This is a genomic window from Enterobacter chinensis, from assembly GCF_034008295.1.
Classification (GTDB): domain Bacteria; phylum Pseudomonadota; class Gammaproteobacteria; order Enterobacterales; family Enterobacteriaceae; genus Enterobacter; species Enterobacter chinensis.
Window position 1 is genome coordinate 373227 of the sequence record NZ_JARDVI010000003.1, and the last position, 20822, is coordinate 394048.

The window sequence follows — 20822 nt, forward strand, 5'->3', positions numbered from 1 at the left end:
CAGCCACCTCAGATTCAGGGATAGCTTTGCAGGAGATCTATGACCGTACGCGTAGCGATTAATGGCTTCGGTCGCATCGGGCGTAATGTGGTTCGTGCTTTGTATGAATCCGGACGTCGAGCGGAGATGACCGTGGTGGCAATCAATGAACTGGCGGATGCTACGGGCATGGCGCATTTGTTGAAATATGATACCAGCCACGGACGCTTTGCCTGGGATGTACGCCAGGAACGAGATCAGCTTTTTGTCGGTGACGATGCTATTCGTGTGCTGCATGAGAACAGCATTTCCGGGTTGCCCTGGCGTGAACTGGGTGTGGATGTGGTACTTGACTGTACCGGTGTGTACGGCAACCGCGAACATGGCGAAGCGCATCTGGCAGCAGGTGCGAAGAAAGTCCTGTTTTCTCATCCCGGCAGTAACGACCTCGACGCGACCGTCGTGTTTGGCGTCAACCAGCATGAACTGCAAGCCGAACACCGCATTGTCTCCAACGCCTCCTGCACGACTAACTGCATTATTCCGGTCATCAAACTGTTAGACGATGCGTATGGCATTGAATCTGGCACCGTGACCACGATTCACTCCGCCATGCACGATCAGCAGGTAATTGACGCTTACCACCCGGATTTACGGCGCACGCGTGCAGCGAGCCAGTCAATCATTCCGGTGGACACAAAGCTGGCTGCAGGGATCACCCGAATTTTTCCGCAGTTTAAAGACCGTTTTGAAGCGATTGCCGTGCGAGTTCCGACGATCAACGTCACCGCAATCGACCTTAGCGTGACGGTAAAAAAACCGGTAAAAGCCTGTGAAGTCAACCTGTTGCTGCAAAAAGCGGCACAGGGGGCATTTCATGGTATAGTTGACTATACGGAATTACCGTTGGTCTCAGTGGATTTTAACCACGACCCGCATAGCGCCATTGTTGATGGCACTCAAACGCGCGTCAGTGGCGCACACCTTATCAAGACGCTGGTCTGGTGTGATAACGAATGGGGCTTTGCTAACCGAATGCTCGACACCACGTTAGCAATGGCCGCTCAAGGTTTCAGGTAAGACGCATCGTGCGTCTGCAAAACTTTAAGAATCAACGAGAGGATTCACCATGTCTGTAATTAAGATGACCGATCTGGATCTGGCTGGTAAACGCGTTTTCATCCGTGCCGATCTGAACGTACCGGTTAAAGATGGCAAAGTGACCAGCGACGCGCGTATTCGTGCATCTCTGCCAACCATCGAACTGGCTCTGAAGCAGGGCGCTAAAGTGATGGTAACCTCCCACCTGGGTCGTCCAACCGAAGGCGAGTACAACGAAGAGTTCTCTCTGCTGCCAGTTGTTAATTACCTGAAAGACAAACTGTCTAACCCTGTTCGCCTGGTAAAAGATTACCTGGACGGCGTTGAAGTCGCTGCCGGTGAACTGGTGGTTCTGGAAAACGTTCGCTTCAACAAAGGCGAGAAGAAAGACGACGAAGCGCTGTCCAAAAAATACGCTGCACTGTGCGACGTATTCGTAATGGATGCATTCGGTACGGCTCACCGTGCACAGGCTTCTACCCACGGTATCGGTAAATTTGCAGACGTTGCGTGTGCTGGTCCTCTGCTGGCTGACGAACTGGAAGCACTGGGTAAAGCGCTGAAAGAACCTGCTCGTCCAATGGTGGCTATCGTTGGTGGTTCTAAAGTTTCTACCAAACTGACCGTTCTGGATTCCCTGTCTAAAATCGCTGACCAGCTGATCGTTGGCGGTGGTATCGCGAACACCTTCGTTGCCGCTCAGGGCCATAACGTCGGTAAATCCCTGTACGAAGCAGACCTGGTTGATGAAGCAAAACGCCTGCTGACCACCTGCGATATCCCGGTTCCAACTGACGTTCGCGTTGCGACCGAGTTCTCTGAAACTGCGACTGCGACCCTGAAGTCTGTAAACGACATCAAAGATGAAGAGCAGATTCTGGACCTGGGCGACGTTTCTGCACAGAAACTGGCTGAAATCCTGAAAAACGCAAAAACCATCCTGTGGAACGGCCCTGTTGGCGTGTTCGAATTCCCGAACTTCCGCAAAGGTACTGAAATCGTTGCTAACGCTATCGCAGACAGCGAAGCGTTCTCTATTGCAGGCGGTGGTGACACCCTGGCAGCAATCGATCTGTTCGGTATCGCTGACAAGATCTCCTACATCTCCACTGGTGGCGGTGCATTCCTCGAATTCGTGGAAGGCAAAGTACTGCCAGCAGTAGCAATGCTCGAAGAGCGCGCTAAGAAGTAAGCCATTCAAGGGCAGGGAAACCTGCCCAATTTTCAGCGCGCTTTTAAGAGCTCGCACCTTTTCTAACGGCCGAAGATACAGGACTAAGCAACATGTCTAAAATTTTTGATTTCGTAAAACCTGGCGTTATCACTGGTGATGACGTACAGAAAGTGTTCCAGGTAGCTAAAGAAAACAACTTCGCTCTGCCAGCAGTTAACTGCGTGGGTACCGACTCCATCAACGCCGTACTGGAAACCGCTGCAAAAGTAAAAGCACCGGTTATCGTTCAGTTCTCTAACGGCGGCGCTGCGTTCATCGCAGGTAAAGGCGTGAAAACTGACGTTCCTCAGGGCGCTGCAATCCTGGGTGCTATCTCTGGTGCGCACCACGTACACCAGATGGCTGAGCACTACGGTGTTCCGGTTATCCTGCACACTGACCACTGCGCGAAGAAACTGCTGCCGTGGATCGACGGTCTGCTGGATGCGGGTGAAAAACACTTCGCAGCTACCGGTAAGCCACTGTTCTCTTCTCACATGATCGACCTGTCTGAAGAGTCACTGCACGAAAACATCGAAATCTGCTCCAAATACCTGGCGCGTATGTCCAAAATGGACATGACCCTGGAAATCGAACTGGGTTGCACCGGTGGTGAAGAAGACGGCGTGGACAACAGCCACATGGACGCTTCTGCACTGTACACCCAGCCAGAAGACGTTGATTACGCTTACACCGAGCTGAGCAAAATCAGCCCACGCTTCACGATTGCAGCGTCCTTCGGTAACGTGCACGGCGTTTACAAACCAGGTAACGTGGTTCTGACCCCAACCATCCTGCGTGATTCTCAGGAATATGTTTCCAAGAAACACAACCTGCCGCACAACAGCCTGAACTTCGTCTTCCACGGCGGTTCCGGTTCTTCTGCTCAGGAAATCAAAGACTCCGTAAGCTACGGCGTAGTGAAAATGAACATCGATACCGACACCCAATGGGCAACCTGGGACGGCATCCTGCAATACTACAAAACCAACGAAGCTTACCTGCAGGGTCAGCTGGGCAACCCGAAAGGCGAAGACCAGCCGAACAAGAAATACTACGATCCACGCGTATGGCTGCGTGCTGCACAGACTTCAATGATTACTCGTCTGGAGCAGGCATTCAAAGAGCTGAACGCGGTTGACGTTCTGTAATTTGAGCTGCTAACAGCATCTGAAGGCCCGCAAATGCGGGCCTTTTTTTATGCTTTTTCAATACCCTGCCAGAGCAGTTTTTGTGATCTGTTTGGCAAACCCGGTGCTTTTTGTTTACCCTTTACGGACCTGCCTGTCTCCATGGGGGATGGATTTTGTGTTTTGGTTTAACAAAAGGAAGAATAAATGGAACAACTCGATGTTGTAGACAGCATCAATCACGCCGGTAACTGGCTGGCGCGTAACCAGGCATTGTTGCTGAGCTACGCCGTGAACATCGTCGCGGCGATTGCCATCATCATCGTCGGGATGATTGTTGCGCGTATCGTATCGAACGCGGTTAACCGCGTGATGCTGGCCCGTCACATTGACGCCACGGTGGCTGACTTCCTCTCTGCTCTTGTGCGCTACAGTATTATCGCCTTTACGCTGATTGCCGCGCTGGGCCGTGTGGGCGTGCAGACCGCCTCCGTCATTGCCGTTCTCGGTGCTGCCGGTCTGGCTATTGGTCTGGCGCTGCAGGGCTCGCTTTCAAACCTGGCGGCAGGCGTGCTGCTGGTGACCTTCCGTCCGTTCCGCTCCGGCGAATACGTTGATCTTGGTGGCATTGCCGGAACCGTGCTGCAGGTACAGATTTTCTCAACGACCATGCGTACCGTCGATGGCCGCATCGTGGTGGTGCCGAACGGGAAAATCATCGCCGGCAACATCATTAACTTCTCCCGTGAGCCGGTGCGTCGTAACGAGCTGATTATCAGCGTGGCGTATGATTCGGATATCGATCAGGTGAAGTCGCTGATTAGCAATATCATTGCCTCAGACGATCGTATTTTGAAAGATAAAGAGCAAACCGTTCGCCTCAACGAGCTGGGCGCGTCATCCATCAACTTCGTGGTGCGTATCTGGAGCAAGAGCAGCGATCTGCAAAACGTCTACTGGGACGTGCTGGAACGCATTAAGCGCGACTTCGACGCTAACGGCATCAGCTTCCCGTACCCGCAGATGGACGTAAACGTCAAAAAAGTCAAAGAAGCAGAATAACGTCTCCCGTAGGCCCGGTAAGCGCCACCGCCACCGGGCTTTTCTTTTATTAGACTAGCTAATCCCCAATTAATATTATCCATTTCCTCTAATGTTATTCCCGCAGTATAGTCTGCTTCCAGAACAATACTGTGAGAGTTTCGTCATGTTATCGTATTACTTTCAAGGGCTTGCCTTAGGTGCGGCCATGATCCTTCCCCTTGGCCCGCAAAATGCGTTCGTGATGAACCAGGGCATCCGCCGCCAGTATCATCTGATGATTGCCCTGCTGTGTGCGGTAAGCGATTTACTCCTGATCTGCGCCGGGATTTTTGGCGGCAGCGCATTGCTGATGCAGTCTCCCTGGCTGCTGGCGCTTGTTACCTGGGGCGGCGTGGCGTTTCTGCTCTGGTACGGATTTGGTGCCCTGAAAACGGCGATGAGTAGCAATCTCGAACTGGCGAGTGCAGAAGTGATGAAGCAGGGGCGCTGGAAGATCATCGTCACCATGCTGGCGGTGACCTGGCTTAACCCGCATGTCTATCTTGATACCTTCGTGGTGCTGGGCAGCCTGGGTGGGCAGCTGGACGTTGAGCCGAAACGCTGGTTTGCGCTCGGCACGGTCAGCGCCTCGTTCCTCTGGTTCTTTGGTCTCGCCATTCTGGCGGCATGGCTGGCACCTCGTCTGCGGACTGCCAAAGCCCAGCGCATCATTAATACCCTGGTGGGGCTGGTGATGTGGTTTATTGCTTTTCAACTGGCAAAAGAGGGCATTCACCACGTTCAGGAATTGTTCAACTAATCCTTGTCTTATGGACAACTGACCAGGACCCGCTAAGCTTGCTGGCATGCGCCCTGTTATCGGGCACTCTTTGCAACATGGAGGAATAACAGTGAAGTTTAAAGTGATGGCCCTGGCGGCATTAGTAAGTTTAGGTGCGGTGTCGGTGCAGGCAAGTGAACTGCCGGATGGCCCGCACATCGTCACTTCAGGCACCGCAAGCGTGGATGCGGTACCCGATGTTGCAACGCTGGCAATTGAAGTGAATGTGGCTGCGAAAGATGCGGCGTCTGCCAAGAAGCAGGCTGACGATCGTGTTGCGCAATATCTCTCTTTCCTCGAGCAGAACGGCGTCGGTAAAAAAGATATCAACTCGGCGAACCTGCGTACTCAACCCGATTACGACTATCAGAATGGCAAAAGCATCCTGAAAGGCTACCGTGCCGTGCGCACCGTTGAAGTGACCGTGCGTCAGCTGGATAAGCTGAATGCCTTGCTGGACGGCGCGCTGAAGGCGGGGCTGAACGAAATCCGTTCTGTGTCGCTGGGCGTTGCGCAACCGGAGAAATACAAAGACGAAGCGCGTAAAGCGGCGATTGATGATGCAATTCACCAGGCGCAGCAGCTGGCGTCCGGGTTTAACAGCAAGCTCGGCCCGGTATACAGCGTGCGTTACCACGTCTCTAACTATCAGCCAAGCCCGATGGTACGGATGATGAAGGCCGATGCGGCGCCGGTATCCGCTCAGGAAACTTACGAGCAGCCGACGATCCAGTTCGACGATCAGGTGGATGTGGTGTTCCAGCTGGAGCCAACTAAAACTCAGCAAACTGAGGCGGCTAAGGCGCAGTAATTTGCCCTCACCCTAACCCTCTCCCACAGGGAGAGGGAATTCAAGCGATTAATCCTGCCTCAACACCTTATGCCCAAACGCCAGCAGCGCGTCGGTGACGTTGCGCATCATTCGGCTTTCTGGCGCGAAACGGTGCCAGTAGAGCATCCGGCGCTGATACAGCCCCGGCGTCAGGTCAATCAGCTCACCGCTTTTCAACTCTTTCTCAATCTGCAGATGCGGGATCATGCAGCAGGTCGTGCCCTGGCGCGCAAGTTGCACAAACGCTTCGGATGAGTTGACGATATGACACGGCACGCTGCCCGGCGGCAGATCGAAGTTTTGCTGAAGGAAAGCCTGATGCATATCGTCCAGATGGTCGAACGCCACGGCAGGTGCTTTCAGCAGCGCGGCGCGGGTCACGCCGTTGGGGAAATAGCGCTCGGCAAAGGCTTTTGAACCGACAAACAGGTAATCCAGCGCGCCGAGCTGATCCACCAGGCAGCTTGGCAGCGCCTGAGGCTGGATACTGACCGCCCCGACCACTTCACCGCGACGCAGGCGCTCCTGGGTACGGGTTTCATCTTCAACCTGCAAATTCAGGCGGATAGGGGAATCCGCTAAGACCGGCGCAAGAGCCGGCAGCAGCCATGTTGCCAGACTGTCGGCGTTGACCGCCAGAGAGAGCAGCAGCGGCGTGGAGCCCGTTTGTTCGTCACCCAGCCACTCATCTTCCAGCAGTTCAACCTGACGCAGCAGGGCGAGGAGCTTTTGCCCTTGCTCCGTTGGGCGAGGCGGCACGGTACGCACCAGCAGTGGCTGGCCAAACATGTTTTCAAGCTGTTTGATACGCTGCGATACGGCGGACTGCGTGATGCAAAGCTTTTGCGCCGCGCGCTCAAAACCTCGTTCACGAATAACTGCATCAAGTGCCTGTAGTGTTCTGTAGTCCGGACGTTTCATTGCTCTGGCTGACTCCTTAATTTTGCTTAATCTGCACTATGACACAATTTTCCCTTCGTGGCAGACGAATTCCATTCGACGTGTTCTATAATGCGCCCTGAGTTTTCACACCACAGGCAAAACGATCATGACGCAGGATGAACTGAAAAAAGCAGTAGGATGGGCCGCTCTCCAGTACGTACAGCCGGGTACCATTGTCGGTGTCGGTACGGGATCAACCGCGGCACACTTTATCGATGCACTTGGCACGATGAAAGGGCAGATCGAGGGCGCGGTGTCCAGCTCTGATGCTTCCACGGAAAAGCTGAAAAGCCTCGGCATTACCGTTTTCGATCTCAACGAAGTGGATCGTCTGGGGATTTACGTTGATGGCGCGGATGAGATCAACGGCCACATGCAGATGATCAAAGGCGGCGGAGCGGCGCTGACGCGCGAAAAAATCATCGCCTCCGTTGCGGACAAGTTTATCTGCATCGCGGACGCCTCCAAGCAGGTCGACATTCTGGGTAATTTCCCGCTGCCGGTCGAAGTGATCCCGATGGCGCGTAGCGCTGTTGCCCGTCAACTGGTGAAGCTGGGCGGTCGTCCGGAATATCGTCAGGGCGTAGTCACCGACAACGGTAACGTGATCCTCGACGTTCACGGTCTGGAAATTCTCGACGCGATTGCCCTGGAAAATGCCATCAACGGCATTCCTGGCGTAGTGACCGTAGGGCTATTCGCCAACCGTGGCGCGGATGTGGCGCTGATTGGCACCGCTGACGGCGTGAAAACCATCGTAAAATGATCTGACGGGGGGAGACCTCCCCCCGCTAAAAAAAATTTGAAAAGCTAAATTCGGTGACTTGTGTCACGTTTTTCCGCCTCTTTTGCCGATCCTGCCGCGTTTGTAAATTTCCATAGCATTTTCCTCTGACATTTTGCTCTGTATGACTTTTCTTCAGAGTGCCGACGCAAACGTTCATATTGCTGCAATAGTTTTTTTTGATATGTTGGCTACAGCGGATTCATATCCAGCACAACATCAGTTCAGACAAAAACAGGGTCGGGTAAATGGCAAAGGTATCACTGGAGAAAGACAAGATTAAATTCCTGCTGGTCGAGGGCGTGCATCAAAAAGCAATCGATAGCCTTCGTGCGGCAGGTTACACCAACATCGAATTTCACAAAGGCGCGCTCGATACTGAAGAGCTGAAAGCGTCCATCCGTGATGCCCACTTCATTGGCCTGCGATCCCGTACTCATCTGACTGAAGATGTTATTGCTGCGGCGGAAAAGCTGGTGGCTATCGGCTGTTTCTGCATCGGTACCAACCAGGTTGACCTGAATGCGGCCGCCAAACGCGGTATCCCCGTCTTCAATGCCCCGTTCTCCAACACCCGTTCCGTGGCGGAGCTGGTGATTGGCGAACTGCTGCTGCTGCTGCGCGGTATTCCAGAAGCTAACGCCAAGGCACACCGTGGCGTGTGGAACAAACTGGCGTCTGGCTCCTATGAAGCGCGTGGTAAAAAGCTGGGGATTATCGGTTACGGCCACATCGGTACGCAGCTGGGCATTCTGGCAGAATCCTTGGGTATGCACGTGTTTTTCTACGACATTGAAAGCAAACTGCCGCTGGGCAATGCGACCCAGGTTCAACACCTCTCTGACCTGCTGAACATGAGCGACGTGGTGAGCCTGCACGTGCCGGAAAATGCCTCCACCAAAAACATGATGGGTGCAGAAGAGCTGGCGCTGATGAAGCCAGGTTCGCTGCTGATCAACGCCGCGCGCGGTACGGTTGTCGATATCCCGGCACTGGCGGATGCGCTAAAACGTAAGCATCTGGCGGGCGCGGCGATTGACGTGTTCCCGACGGAGCCAGCGACCAACAGCGATCCGTTTACCTCTCCGCTGTGCGAGTTCGACAACGTGATCCTGACGCCGCACATTGGTGGTTCAACTCAGGAAGCGCAGGAGAATATCGGTCTGGAAGTGGCGGGCAAACTGAGCAAATACTCCGACAACGGTTCTACGCTCTCTGCGGTGAACTTCCCGGAAGTGTCTCTGCCGCTGCACGGTGGCCGTCGTCTGCTGCACATCCACGAAAACCGTCCAGGCGTGCTGACCGCCATCAACCAGATCTTTGCCGAGCAGGGCGTCAACATTGCCGCGCAGTATCTGCAGACCAATTCGCAGATGGGTTACGTGGTTATTGATATCGAAGCGGATGAAGATGTTGCCGAGAAAGCGTTGCAGAGCATGAAGGCGATTCAGGGGACTATTCGCGCGCGTCTGCTTTACTAATGTGCGGTCTGTGGTGTCGGGTGGCGCTAACGCTTACCCGACCTACAACGTCCGAGGATTTATGTAGGCCGGGTAAGGCGTAGCCGCCACCCGGCTTAATTCTACCAAAGCCACGTTTTACTGGGCGTCACCACAGCCGGCAGCGGCACATCCCACTTCTCCACCGGCAACGCCTCCACGCCCTGGCAATCATGTGCGTAACCCACCGGCTGCAACCCGTACTGCTGCCAGTTTTGCAGCGTTCTGTCGTAAAAACCGCCGCCCATTCCGAGGCGCTGACCCTGCTCATCAAACGCCACCAGCGGCGTGATAAGCACATCCAGCTGTGACAGCGGGAGCACGTCACGCACGTCGAGTTTCGGCTCGGTGATTTTCAGACGGTTCACCACCAGCTCGCTGTGCGGGTGGTAGTGCAGGAACAGCAGATTGCCTTCGCTGAACGGGTGCAGCACCGGCAGATACACCTTTTTCCCGGCGCGCCAGAGCTGCTCGATGAGCGGTTGGGTGTCCAGTTCCCCGTCAAATGAGAGAAACAGAGCAACGGTGTGCGCCATCACGACAGGGGGATACGCCATCATACGGGCGGCGGCCTGCTGGGCAAAATGCGCTTGCTGATCGGAGGTTAACGCACGACGGCGCTGACGAATTAACTGACGGATGTCCTGCCGTGAAGCAGAAACTTCAGGGAATTGAGTCATGGTAGTCGGTAGAAGAAAAGAGAGGGAATCTCCGAGATGCCGCCGCAGGCTGTAACCCTTGAACCCTTGGTTCAAGGTGAATGTGTCGTCATAGTTTTAAGGCTTCTCGGACGGACCGAGCATGCTCACCAACCATGGAGCGCCACATTCTTGTGGTATGAAATATCGGCTCAGGGGACTGGCCCGCTTGCGAACATCTCAGAGAAATTTTGTCTTCACAGTTACTCTACCATAGTCAACTGAGAAGTGTTATTCAAACTTTGGTCCCGGTCTTTCGGGAGTGCGACCTTGATCAAGCAATGCCTGTTCTATGGTCTGCTGGAGCATTTTAATGCGTTGCTCCATGCTTGCCGCGTAGTCGCGGGTCTTCGCTTTTTCCTGAGTCAGTTCATAGCTGATGTTCAACGCGGCGATGAAAACCAGCTGCTCAGTATTTGTGACTCTAGTGCGTTCTTTTAGATCTTGCAACCGCTGATTCAAATCGTCCGCTGCCTGATTCAAAGCATCCCTTTGTTCAGGCGGACAATTCACTCGCAGTGAACGGCCAAAAATCTGGAGATCGACGGGTTGTGCAGACATGCCACCTTCCTGCTGATTGACTGCGCTGCCTTCGCTTACTGCCCCGGGGGCTGCGAAGGGGCGACACTATAGCTACCCTGATGTGAAGATACAAGCCCTTTTCTGGTATCACCAGGGTCCAAAGTGGTAGCATATCATGAAACTTCCCCCTTTGATGACGAATGCTCATGTCTATACAGAACGAAATGCCTGGTTACAAGGATTTAAACCAGTTACTGAACCAGCAGGGAATCGGTTTAACCTCTGCCGAAATGCACGGTCTGATCAGTGGCATGTTGTGTGGCGGAAACAGCGACAGCTCATGGCAGCCGCTGATCCACGACCTCACGAATGAAGGGCTGGCGTTTGGTCACGAGCTGGCGGAAGCGCTGCGTAAAATGCACGCCGCTATCAGCGATTCGCTGGAAGACGATGGCTTCCTTTTTCAGCTTTATCTGCCTGAAGGCGACGACGTCAGCGTGTTCGATCGCGCCGATGCGCTGGCGGGTTGGGTAAACCACTATCTGCTGGGTCTGGGCGTAACGCAGCCTAAACTGGATAAAGTGACCGGCGAAGCGGGTGAAGCGATCGACGACCTGCGCAACATTGCCCAGCTTGGCTACGATGAAGACGAAGACCAGGAAGAGCTGGAAATGTCTCTCGAAGAGATTATCGAGTACGTGCGTGTGGCGGCACTGCTGTGCCACGACAACTTTACGCGCTCGCAGCCGACCGCGCCGGAAGTCCGCAAGCCAACCTTACATTAATAAAAATAACGCACAGGAGGGTGTCATGGTTATCTTGAGTCAAGAGTATTCGCGCCGCCGTCAGGCGCTGCTGGCGAAAATGCAGCCGGGCAGCGCCGCGCTGATTTTTGCTGCGCCCGAAGTGACGCGCAGCGCCGACAGCGAATATCCCTATCGCCAGAGCAGCGATTTCTGGTATTTCACCGGCTTTAACGAGCCGGAAGCGGTACTGGTGCTGATTAAGAGCAATGACACCCACAACCACAGCGTGATTTTCAACCGCGTGCGCGATTTGACGGCCGAAATCTGGTTTGGCCGCCGCCTGGGCCAGGAGGCCGCACCGGCGAAGCTCGGCGTCGATCGGGCGCTGGCGTTTAGCGAAATCAATCAGCAGCTCTATCAACTGCTTAATGGCCTCGACGTGCTCTATCACGCGCAGGGCGAATATGCCTATGCCGATGAGATTGTCTTTAACGCGCTGGATAAGCTGCGCAAAGGCTCGCGGCAGAACCTGTCCGCGCCCGCGACCCTCACGGACTGGCGTCCGGTGGTGCATGAGATGCGCCTGTTCAAGTCTGAAGAAGAGCTGAACGTGATGCGTCGTGCGGGCGAAATCAGTGCCCTGGCGCACACTCGCGCCATGGAGAAGTGCCGCCCCGGTATGTTCGAATACCTGCTGGAAGGCGAAATCCTCCACGAATTTAACCGCCACGGTGCGCGTTATCCCTCCTACAACACCATTGTCGGCGGTGGAGAAAACGGCTGCATTCTGCACTACACCGAAAATGAAAGTGCGCTGCGCGACGGAGATCTGGTACTCATTGATGCCGGTTGCGAGTATCAGGGCTACGCGGGGGACATCACCCGTACCTTCCCCGTGAACGGTAAATTCTCACCGGCACAGCGCGCGATTTACGACATCGTCCTGGAATCGCTTGAAACGGCGCTCAGGTTGTATCGCCCCGGGACCTCCATGCAGGAAGTGACCGGCGAAGTGGTGCGCATCATGATTACCGGTCTGGTCAGGCTCGGTATCCTGAAAGGCGATGTGGACACCCTGATTGCTGAAAATGCGCATCGACCGTACTTTATGCACGGCCTGAGCCACTGGCTGGGACTGGATGTGCATGACGTTGGGGCGTATGGCACCGACCGCTCGCGCGTGCTGGAGCCGGGCATGGTGTTAACCGTGGAGCCTGGTCTGTATATCGCCCCGGATGCCGACGTGCCTGAAGAGTACCGCGGGATTGGCATTCGTATTGAAGACGACATCGTTATTACAGAAACCGGTAACGAAAACCTGACCGCGAGCGTCGTGAAAAACGCTGACGATATCGAGGCGCTGATGGCAGCGGCGCGCGCATGAGCGTGATCGTCGTTGGCGGCGGCATGACCGGGGCCACGCTGGCGCTGGCCATTTCGCATTTGACGCAGGGCCAGCTTCCGGTGCATCTGGTGGAAGCCGTTGCGCCAGAGGCGTCTAACCATCCTGGTTTTGATGCCCGCGCCATTGCGCTGGCGCAGGGAACATGTCAGCAGCTTTCGCGCATTGGTATCTGGCAGGCGATAGCCGACCGTGCCACCGCGATCGGTACCGTTCACGTCAGCGATCGCGGCCATGCTGGCTTTGTCACGCTGGACGCGCAGGATTACCGTATTGATGCCCTGGGTCAGGTCGTTGAGCTACACGACGTTGGATTACGCCTGTTCCGTCTGCTTCAGGACGCGCCGGGCGTCACGCTGCATTGTCCGGCACGCGTGGCCAACGTGAGCCGCAGTGAATCGTCGGTCAGCGTGACGCTGGAAAACGGCACCGTGCTTGATGGCCAGCTTCTGGTTGCTGCGGACGGTTCGCGCTCGACGCTCGGCACCCAGTGTGGTGTGGAATGGCGTCAGCAGCCTTACGGGCAGGTGGCGGTCATTGCGAACGTCTCTACCGCAGCTGAACACAACGGCCGTGCGTTTGAGCGCTTTACGCAGCACGGCCCGCTGGCGATGCTGCCGATGTCGGATGGACGTTGCTCCCTGGTCTGGTGCCACCCGCAGGATCGGGCTGAAGAGGTTAAGGCCTGGTCAGACGAACGTTTTTGTACCGAGCTGCAAAAAGCCTTTGGCTGGCGGCTGGGGCGTATTACCCATGCCGGAAAGCGGACGGTATACCCGCTCTCGCTGACCACATCCTCGCAGTCCATCTCCCATCGCCTGGCGCTTGTCGGTAATGCTGCGCAGACGCTGCACCCCATCGCGGGTCAGGGGTTCAACCTTGGGTTACGCGACGTGATGAGTCTGGCGGAAACGCTTTCTCAGGCGTGGGGCGAGCAAAAAGACTGTGGTGCATACCCGGTGCTCAGCCATTACCAGAAGCGCCGCCAGGCGGATAAAGAGGCGACGATTGGTGTCACCGATGGCCTGGTTCATCTGTTTGCCAATCGCTGGGCGCCGCTGGTTGCGGGCCGCAACCTCGGGCTGATGGCGATGGAATTATTCATTCCGGCACGTGACGTGCTGGCGCAGCGGACCCTCGGTTGGGTCGCGCGTTAAGGAGTTATCACCGTGCAAAATGTTGATGTCGCTATCGTTGGCGGCGGAATGGTAGGACTGGCGCTGGCCTGTGGTTTACAGGGCAGCGGCCTGCGAGTAGCGGTGCTGGAGCAAAAGCAGCCCCAGCCCGTTGCCCAGGATGCACCGCCGGAACTCCGCGTCTCGGCAATAAATGCGGCCAGCGAAAAGCTGCTGACGCACCTTGGCGTCTGGTCAGATATCGTGGCGCAGCGCGCCAGCTGCTATCACGGCATGGAAGTGTGGGATAAAGACAGCTTTGGTCATATTGCGTTTGATGATGAAAGCATGGGCTATAGCCATCTGGGCCACATCATCGAAAACGCGGTGATCCACCACGCGCTGTGGCAAAAAGCGCAGTCCTGTAGCGATGTCACCCTGATGGCACCCGCGCAAATCCAGCAGGTGGCGTGGGGCGAAAACGAGGCGTTTATCACCCTGCAAAGCGGCGACATGCTGACTGCGCGTCTGGTGGTGGGGGCTGATGGCGCGAACTCCTGGCTGCGCAACAAGGCCGATATTCCGCTGACTTACTGGGATTACCGTCATCATGCTCTGGTGGCGACGATCCGTACCGAAGAGCCGCACGAGGGCGTGGCGCGGCAGATTTTCCACAACGACGGTATTCTGGCATTCCTGCCGCTTGCCGATCCTCACCTGTGCTCGATTGTCTGGTCTCTGGTGCCGGAAAAAGCCCGGCTGATGCAGGAGGCTACACCGGACGCCTTTAACCAGGCGCTGTGCGTGGCGTTTGATAACCGCCTTGGCTTGTGCACGCTTGAAAGCGAACGGCAGGTATTCCCGTTAACCGGCCGCTATGCGCGTCAGTTCGCGGCGCACCGTCTGGCGCTGGTGGGGGATGCGGCACATACCATTCATCCGCTGGCCGGGCAGGGCGTTAACCTTGGCTTTATGGACGCGGCGGAGCTGGTGGAAGAACTGCGTCGTCTGCATCGCGAAGGGAAGGACATCGGTCAGCATCTCTATCTGCGTCGCTACGAACGCAGCCGCAAGCATAGCGCGGCGATGATGCTGGCGGGCATGCAGGGCTTCCGCGAGCTGTTTGCCGGCGCCAATCCGGCGAAAAAACTGCTGCGCGACATCGGCCTCAAGCTTGCCGACACCCTTCCGGGTGTTAAGCCTCAGCTCCTTCGTCAGGCAATGGGTCTTAACGACCTCCCGGACTGGCTACGTTAATTTAGACCCCCGTCACACTTTATTTTCCCGGCCTCTGCGCCGGGGAAATTCCCTCGTTTGAAATAATCTAATTTCACTGCTTTTTTCGCATTAGATAATCTAATGTCGTGTTTTTCCCGTCACGGAAATTCGGCCCGTTTTTCCGCATGAAATATCACCATGTGCTAAATCCTGTTAGATCATTGTTAATTTTGTGCGGGTTTAATCGCATTTTTCCAGTGAATAACTCTGTAGGCTTTTTAGCGTTTTTTGGTCATAAGCTAATGTGATGACCCGTTTTACCTTATGGTTAACCGCCGATTTCGGTGGTAAGTTCAGGTTAAAGAGAACGTTTGCGTCGGTGCCTGATAACGGGGCCGATACCGGGTTTCACGGTGAATTTTTTCAACGAGGACAAGATGGCTCAACAGACTCCTTTGTACGAACAACACGTGTTATGCGGCGCCCGCATGGTGGACTTCCACGGCTGGATGATGCCGCTGCACTACGGCTCGCAGATTGATGAGCACCACGCGGTGCGCACCGATGCCGGTATGTTCGACGTGTCCCACATGACAATTGTCGATCTGCGCGGCAGCCGCACCCGGGAGTTTTTACGCTATCTGCTGGCAAACGACGTCGCCAAACTGAAGACGCCGGGTAAAGCGCTCTATACCGGCATGCTGAATGCCTCCGGCGGCGTGATTGACGACCTCATCGTCTATTACTTCACTGAAGATTTCTTCCGCCTCGTTGTAAACTCCGCCACCCGCGAAAAAGACCTCTCCTGGATCACCCAACACGCCGAACCTTATGCCATCGACATCACCGTCCGTGACGATCTGTCACTGATCGCCGTGCAGGGGCCAAACGCGCAGGCGAAAGCCGCGTCTCTGTTCAACGACGAGCAGCGTAAAGCCACCGAAGGCATGAAGCCGTTCTTCGGCGTACAGGCGGGGGATCTGTTCATCGCCACCACCGGCTACACCGGTGAAGCGGGCTACGAAATTGCGATGCCAAACGAAAAAGCTGCTGATTTCTGGCGTGCGCTGGTGGAAGCGGGCGTGAAGCCAGCGGGCCTGGGCGCGCGTGATACGCTGCGTCTGGAAGCGGGCATGAACCTCTACGGTCAGGAGATGGATGAAGGCGTCTCACCGCTGGCGGCCAATATGGGCTGGACCATCGCGTGGGAACCTGCTGAGCGTGAATTTATTGGCCGTGAAGCGCTGGAGATGCAGCGCGAGAAGGGCACTGAACAACTGGTGGGTCTGGTGATGACCGAGAAGGGCGTGCTGCGCGGTGAACTGCCTGTACGTTTTACCGATGCTGATGGCAATCCGCGTGAAGGCGTGATCACCAGCGGGTCCTTCTCTCCGACGCTGGGTTACAGTATTGCACTGGCACGCGTGCCGGCGGGCATTGGCGAAACGGCGGTGGTGCAAATCCGCAACCGCGAAATGCCGGTCAACGTGACCAAACCGATTTTTGTTCGCGCCGGTAAGCCGGTCGCCTAATCATTTTTTATCAGGAGAACTTCAATGAGCAATGTGCCAGCAGAACTGAAATACAGCAAAGAACACGAGTGGCTGCGCAAAGAGGCGGACGGCACTTACACCGTAGGGATCACCGAGCACGCGCAAGAGCTGCTGGGCGACATGGTGTTTGTTGACCTGCCTGACGTGGGCACGACCGTTAGCGCGGGCGACGACTGCGCCGTAGCGGAGTCCGTAAAAGCAGCATCCGATATCTACGCACCTGTTAGCGGTGAAATTGTCGCCATCAACGACGCGCTGAGCGACTCCCCGGAGCTGGTCAACAGCGAGCCTTATGAAGGCGGCTGGATCTTCAAGATCAAAGCCAGTGACGAATCTCAGGTCGCCGCGCTGCTGGATGCGACCGCGTACGAAGCACTACTGGAAGACGAATAACGTTGTGCCGGATGGCGCTGCGCTTATCCGGCCTACAGGTCAACGTAGGCCCGGTAAGCGTTAGCGCCACCGGGCAACAGCGTTACAGATAACTACGATTCACTGCACGTTTCAGGAACCATCGCTCATGACACAGACTTTAAGCCAGCTTGAAAACCGTGGCGCCTTCATTGAACGTCACATTGGGCCGGATGCTCAGCAACAGCAGGAGATGCTGAAGACAGTTGGCGCGGATTCATTAAACGCACTGATCGGCCAGATTGTGCCAAAAGACATCCAGCTTGCCACGCCGCCTCAGGTGGGTGAAGCTACCACGGAATTCGCCGCGCTGGCGGAGCTGAAGGCTATCGCCAGCCTGAACAAGCGCTTTAAGTCTTACATTGGCATGGGCTATACCAACGTGCAGTTGCCGCCGGTCATCCTGCGCAACATGCTGGAAAACCCGAGCTGGTATACCGCCTATACCCCGTATCAGCCAGAAGTCTCCCAGGGCCGCCTGGAAGCGCTGCTGAACTTCCAGCAGGTAACGCTGGATCTGACCGGTATGGATATCGCTTCCGCGTCTTTGCTGGATGAAGCGACCGCCGCCGCTGAAGCCATGGCGATGGCTAAGCGCGTCAGCAAGCTGAAAAATGCCAACCGCTTCTTCGTCGCGGCGGACGTACATCCGCAGACGCTGGACGTGGTGCGCACCCGTGCGGAAACCTTCGGCTTTGACGTGATTGTCGACGATGCTGACAAAGTGCTGGATCACCAGGACGTCTTCGGCGTGCTGCTTCAGCAGGTAGGTACCACCGGCGAAGTTCACGACTACAGCGCGCTGATTGCCGAGCTGAAATCCCGCAAAGTGGTTGTCAGCGTCGCCGCCGATTTTATGGCGCTGGTCCTGCTAACGGCGCCGGGCAAACAGGGCGCGGATATCGTATTCGGTTCAGCGCAGCGCTTCGGCGTGCCGATGGGCTACGGTGGCCCGCACGCGGCGTTCTTCGGCGCAAAAGATGAATTCAAACGCTCCATGCCTGGCCGTATTATCGGCGTCTCAAAAGATGCTGCCGGTAACACCGCGCTGCGCATGGCGATGCAGACTCGCGAGCAGCACATCCGCCGCGAGAAAGCGAACTCCAACATCTGTACCTCTCAGGTGCTGCTGGCAAACATCGCCAGCCTGTACGCCGTGTTCCACGGCCCGGCTGGCCTGAAACGCATTGCCAGCCGCATTCACCGTCTGGCCGATATTCTGGCCTGCGGCCTGCAGCAGAAAGGCCTTAAGCTGCGCCATGCCCACTACTTCGACACGCTGTGTGTGGAAGTGGCAGACAAAGCGGCAGTGCTGGCCCGCGCGAATGCGGCAGAGATCAACCTGCGCAGCGACATCCACAACGCCGTCGGCATTACGCTGGATGAAAGCACCACCCGTGACGATATCCTGAACCTGTTCAGCGTGCTGCTGGGTGACGCGCACGGTCTGGATATTGATGCGCTCGACAAAGAGGTCGCGCTCGACAGCCGCTCCATTCCGGAAAGCATGCTGCGTAATGATGCCATCCTGACGCACCCGGTCTTTAATCGCTATCACAGCGAAACCGAGATGATGCGTTATATGCACTCTCTGGAGCGCAAGGATCTGGCGCTGAATCAGGCGATGATCCCGCTGGGCTCCTGCACCATGAAGCTGAACGCTGCGGCAGAGATGATCCCTATCACCTGGCCTGAATTCTCCGAGCTGCACCCGTTCTGCCCGCCAGAGCAGGCGGAAGGTTATCATATGATGATCAACCAGCTTTCCGACTGGCTGGTGAAGCTGACTGGCTATGACGCGCTCTGCATGCAGCCAAACTCAGGAGCGCAGGGGGAATACGCGGGCCTGCTGGCGATCCGTCATTATCACGAAAGCCGCAACGAAGGGCACCGCGATATCTGCCTGATCCCAAGCTCCGCGCATGGCACCAACCCGGCCTCTGCCCAGATGGCGGGCATGGAAGTGGTGGTCGTGGCGTGCGATAAGAATGGCAACATCGATTTGACCGACCTGCGTGCGAAAGCCGAGCAGGCGGGCGACAAGCTTTCCTGCATCATGGTGACCTATCCGTCCACCCACGGCGTATACGAAGAGACCATCCGCGAAGTGTGTGAAGTGGTGCATCAGTTCGGCGGTCAGGTCTACCTCGACGGCGCGAACATGAACGCTCAGGTGGGCATTACCTCTCCAGGCTTTATCGGCGCAGACGTGTCGCACCTGAACCTGCACAAAACCTTCTGCATCCCGCACGGCGGTGGCGGCCCGGGCATGGGGCCTATCGGCGTGAAAGCGCACCTGGCACCGTTTGTCCCAGGCCACAGCGTTGTGCAGATTGAAGGCATGCTGACCCGTCAGGGCGCGGTCTCTGCGGCACCGTTCGGCAGCGCCTCTATTCTGCCAATCAGCTGGATGTACATCCGCATGATGGGCGCGGAAGGGCTGAAGCAGGCGAGCCAGGTGGCGATCCTGAATGCCAACTACATTGCGACTCGCCTGAAGTCTGCCTTCCCGGTGCTCTATACCGGCCGCGATGGTCGCGTGGCGCACGAGTGCATTCTGGATATTCGTCCGCTTAAAGAGCAGACCGGCATTAGCGAGCTGGATATCGCCAAGCGCCTGATCGACTACGGATTCCACGCGCCAACCATGTCGTTCCCGGTAGCGGGTACGCTGATGGTGGAGCCAACGGAGTCTGAAAGCAAAGCCGAGCTGGACCGCTTTATCGACGCGATGCTGGCCATCCGCATGGAGATTGACCGCGTGCAGGACGGCGAATGGACGCTGGAAGATAACCCGCTGGTTAACGCCCCGCACACCCAGCACGAAATGGTGGCAGAGTGGAACCACGGCTATTCCCGCGAGCTGGCGGTCTTCCCGGCAGGCGTGGCAAACAAATACTGGCCGACCGTGAAGCGCCTTGATGACGTATACGGCGACCGTAACCTGTTCTGCTCCTGCGTACCGATGAGCGAATACCAGTAACCGCACTTATGCAGTAACGTAGGCCGGGTAAGGCGAAGCCGCCACCCGGCTTTTTTATTGGGAGAAAAGAATGGGCATTGCACTTGTGACCGGCGCCAGCCGCGGCATTGGGAAAGCCACCGCGCTGCAGCTGGCACGCGAAGGCTATACCGTGGCGGTGAATTATCATCACAACATTAAGGCTGCGACGGACGTTATCAGGCAGATTGTCGATGCGGGCGGTAAAGCCTTCGCCGTTCGCGCAGACATTAGCGATGAAGCCCAGGTGCTGGCGATGTTTGACAGCCTCGATCGTGAACGCGAGCCGCTTACCGCGCTGGTCAATAATGCGGGGATTCTGTTTGAGCAATCGACTATCGAAAATCTATCCGCAGAGCGCATTAACCGCGTACTGGCGACCAACGTCACGGGCTATTTCCTCTGCTGTCGTGAAGCTGTTAAGCGTATGTCGCACAAACACGGCGGCAAGGGCGGGGCGATTGTGAATGTCTCATCGGCGGCGTCCCGCCTGGGCGCGCCGGGTGAGTATGTGGATTATGCCGCGTCCAAGGGTGCCGTTGACTCTCTGACAACCGGTTTAGCGCTGGAGGTTGCGGCGCAGGGCATTCGCGTAAATTGCGTGCGACCGGGACTGATTTATACCGACATTCATGCCTCAGGTGGGGAACCGGGGCGCGTGGATCGCGTGAAATCGTTGCTGCCGATGCAGCGCGGCGGCCAGCCGGAAGAGGTGGCCCAGGCGATTGTCTGGCTGTTGAGCGAGAAGGCGTCGTACGTGACGGGAAGTTTTATTGAGCTAGCGGGCGGGAAGTAAACCCCTCTCCCAAAGG

At 56.3% G+C, this 20822-nt stretch carries 19 protein-coding genes and 1 other RNA gene; 16 read left to right on the forward strand and 4 right to left on the reverse strand.

The window, feature by feature from the left end; genetic code table 11:
• The first annotated feature begins 39 nt into the window (after window positions 1-39).
• The 6 genes from epd (at window position 40) to PYW49_RS11145 (ending at window position 6098) form a co-directional block, all read left to right on the forward strand.
• A complete protein-coding gene (gene epd / locus PYW49_RS11120; RefSeq protein ID WP_134348804.1) occupies window positions 40-1059 on the forward strand; it encodes an erythrose-4-phosphate dehydrogenase in 1020 nt (339 codons plus the stop codon).
• Between the two features lie 49 nt (window positions 1060-1108).
• Window positions 1109-2272, forward strand: coding sequence for a phosphoglycerate kinase (gene pgk / locus PYW49_RS11125; RefSeq protein WP_134348805.1), 1164 nt, complete (start codon window positions 1109-1111; stop codon window positions 2270-2272).
• Between the two features lie 92 nt (window positions 2273-2364).
• A complete protein-coding gene (gene fbaA, locus PYW49_RS11130) occupies window positions 2365-3444 on the forward strand; it encodes a class II fructose-bisphosphate aldolase (RefSeq protein ID WP_134348806.1) in 1080 nt (359 codons plus the stop codon).
• A 186-nt stretch (window positions 3445-3630) separates the two neighbouring features.
• Window positions 3631-4485 (forward strand): small-conductance mechanosensitive channel MscS, encoded by an 855-nt coding sequence (gene mscS, locus PYW49_RS11135; protein ID WP_320386440.1) that lies wholly within the window; start codon window positions 3631-3633, stop codon window positions 4483-4485.
• A 145-nt stretch (window positions 4486-4630) separates the two neighbouring features.
• The gene (gene argO, locus PYW49_RS11140) at window positions 4631-5266 is read left to right on the forward strand and encodes an arginine exporter ArgO (RefSeq protein WP_021242063.1); all 636 of its coding nucleotides are present in this window, start codon (window positions 4631-4633) and stop codon (window positions 5264-5266) included.
• 91 nt (window positions 5267-5357) lie between these two features.
• A complete protein-coding gene (locus PYW49_RS11145) occupies window positions 5358-6098 on the forward strand; it encodes an oxidative stress defense protein (RefSeq protein ID WP_134348808.1) in 741 nt (246 codons plus the stop codon).
• Between the two features lie 48 nt (window positions 6099-6146).
• Here the strand turns inward: PYW49_RS11145 and argP are convergent, their stop codons facing one another.
• A complete protein-coding gene (argP, locus tag PYW49_RS11150) occupies window positions 6147-7040 on the reverse strand; it encodes a DNA-binding transcriptional regulator ArgP (RefSeq protein WP_003860089.1) in 894 nt (297 codons plus the stop codon).
• Window positions 7041-7167: 127 nt separating this feature from the next.
• On the opposite strand from argP, the gene rpiA reads away from it, so the two are divergent.
• Together rpiA and serA are read left to right on the forward strand one after the other, a co-directional pair.
• Window positions 7168-7827 carry a ribose-5-phosphate isomerase RpiA gene (rpiA, locus tag PYW49_RS11155; protein ID WP_003860091.1) on the forward strand — a complete coding sequence of 220 codons (660 nt, stop codon included), beginning with the start codon at window positions 7168-7170 and terminating at the stop codon, window positions 7825-7827.
• A gap of 266 nt (window positions 7828-8093) precedes the next feature.
• Window positions 8094-9326, forward strand: a complete 1233-nt coding sequence (gene serA / locus PYW49_RS11160; protein ID WP_134348809.1) for a phosphoglycerate dehydrogenase — start codon at window positions 8094-8096, stop codon at window positions 9324-9326.
• Between the two features lie 101 nt (window positions 9327-9427).
• Here the strand turns inward: serA and PYW49_RS11165 are convergent, their stop codons facing one another.
• From PYW49_RS11165 to zapA, 3 genes are all read right to left on the reverse strand, one after another.
• Complete coding sequence (locus PYW49_RS11165) at window positions 9428-10024, reverse strand: 5-formyltetrahydrofolate cyclo-ligase (RefSeq protein WP_320386441.1); 597 nt, start codon at window positions 10022-10024, stop codon at window positions 9428-9430.
• Between the two features lie 24 nt (window positions 10025-10048).
• Window positions 10049-10232, reverse strand: a non-coding RNA gene (gene ssrS / locus PYW49_RS11170) — 6S RNA.
• Between the two features lie 41 nt (window positions 10233-10273).
• Window positions 10274-10603, reverse strand: coding sequence for a cell division protein ZapA (gene zapA / locus PYW49_RS11175; RefSeq protein WP_014071673.1), 330 nt, complete (start codon window positions 10601-10603; stop codon window positions 10274-10276).
• Window positions 10604-10770: 167 nt separating this feature from the next.
• On the opposite strand from zapA, the gene PYW49_RS11180 reads away from it, so the two are divergent.
• The 8 genes from PYW49_RS11180 (at window position 10771) to PYW49_RS11215 (ending at window position 20806) form a co-directional block, all read left to right on the forward strand.
• Window positions 10771-11349 carry a YecA/YgfB family protein gene (locus PYW49_RS11180; RefSeq protein ID WP_072250677.1) on the forward strand — a complete coding sequence of 193 codons (579 nt, stop codon included), beginning with the start codon at window positions 10771-10773 and terminating at the stop codon, window positions 11347-11349.
• Window positions 11350-11374: 25 nt separating this feature from the next.
• On the forward strand, window positions 11375-12694 hold the full coding sequence (gene pepP / locus PYW49_RS11185; RefSeq protein WP_320386442.1) for a Xaa-Pro aminopeptidase: 1320 nt from the start codon (window positions 11375-11377) through the stop codon (window positions 12692-12694).
• Entirely contained in the window at window positions 12691-13869 is a 1179-nt protein-coding gene (gene ubiH / locus PYW49_RS11190) for a 2-octaprenyl-6-methoxyphenyl hydroxylase (protein ID WP_320386444.1), read from the forward strand. Before pepP ends, ubiH begins: the two co-directional genes overlap by 4 nt.
• Before the next feature lie 12 nt (window positions 13870-13881).
• Window positions 13882-15084, forward strand: coding sequence for an FAD-dependent 2-octaprenylphenol hydroxylase (gene ubiI, locus PYW49_RS11195; protein ID WP_320386445.1), 1203 nt, complete (start codon window positions 13882-13884; stop codon window positions 15082-15084).
• 398 nt (window positions 15085-15482) lie between these two features.
• Window positions 15483-16577: a glycine cleavage system aminomethyltransferase GcvT gene (gcvT, locus tag PYW49_RS11200; protein ID WP_320386446.1), complete on the forward strand. Its 1095-nt coding sequence runs from the start codon at window positions 15483-15485 to the stop codon at window positions 16575-16577.
• Between the two features lie 24 nt (window positions 16578-16601).
• Complete coding sequence (gene gcvH / locus PYW49_RS11205; RefSeq protein ID WP_257260180.1) at window positions 16602-16991, forward strand: glycine cleavage system protein GcvH; 390 nt, start codon at window positions 16602-16604, stop codon at window positions 16989-16991.
• A gap of 127 nt (window positions 16992-17118) precedes the next feature.
• Window positions 17119-19992: an aminomethyl-transferring glycine dehydrogenase gene (gene gcvP, locus PYW49_RS11210; protein ID WP_320386447.1), complete on the forward strand. Its 2874-nt coding sequence runs from the start codon at window positions 17119-17121 to the stop codon at window positions 19990-19992.
• Window positions 19993-20062: 70 nt separating this feature from the next.
• Complete coding sequence (locus PYW49_RS11215) at window positions 20063-20806, forward strand: SDR family oxidoreductase (RefSeq protein ID WP_320386448.1); 744 nt, start codon at window positions 20063-20065, stop codon at window positions 20804-20806.
• Window positions 20807-20822 lie beyond the last annotated feature (16 nt).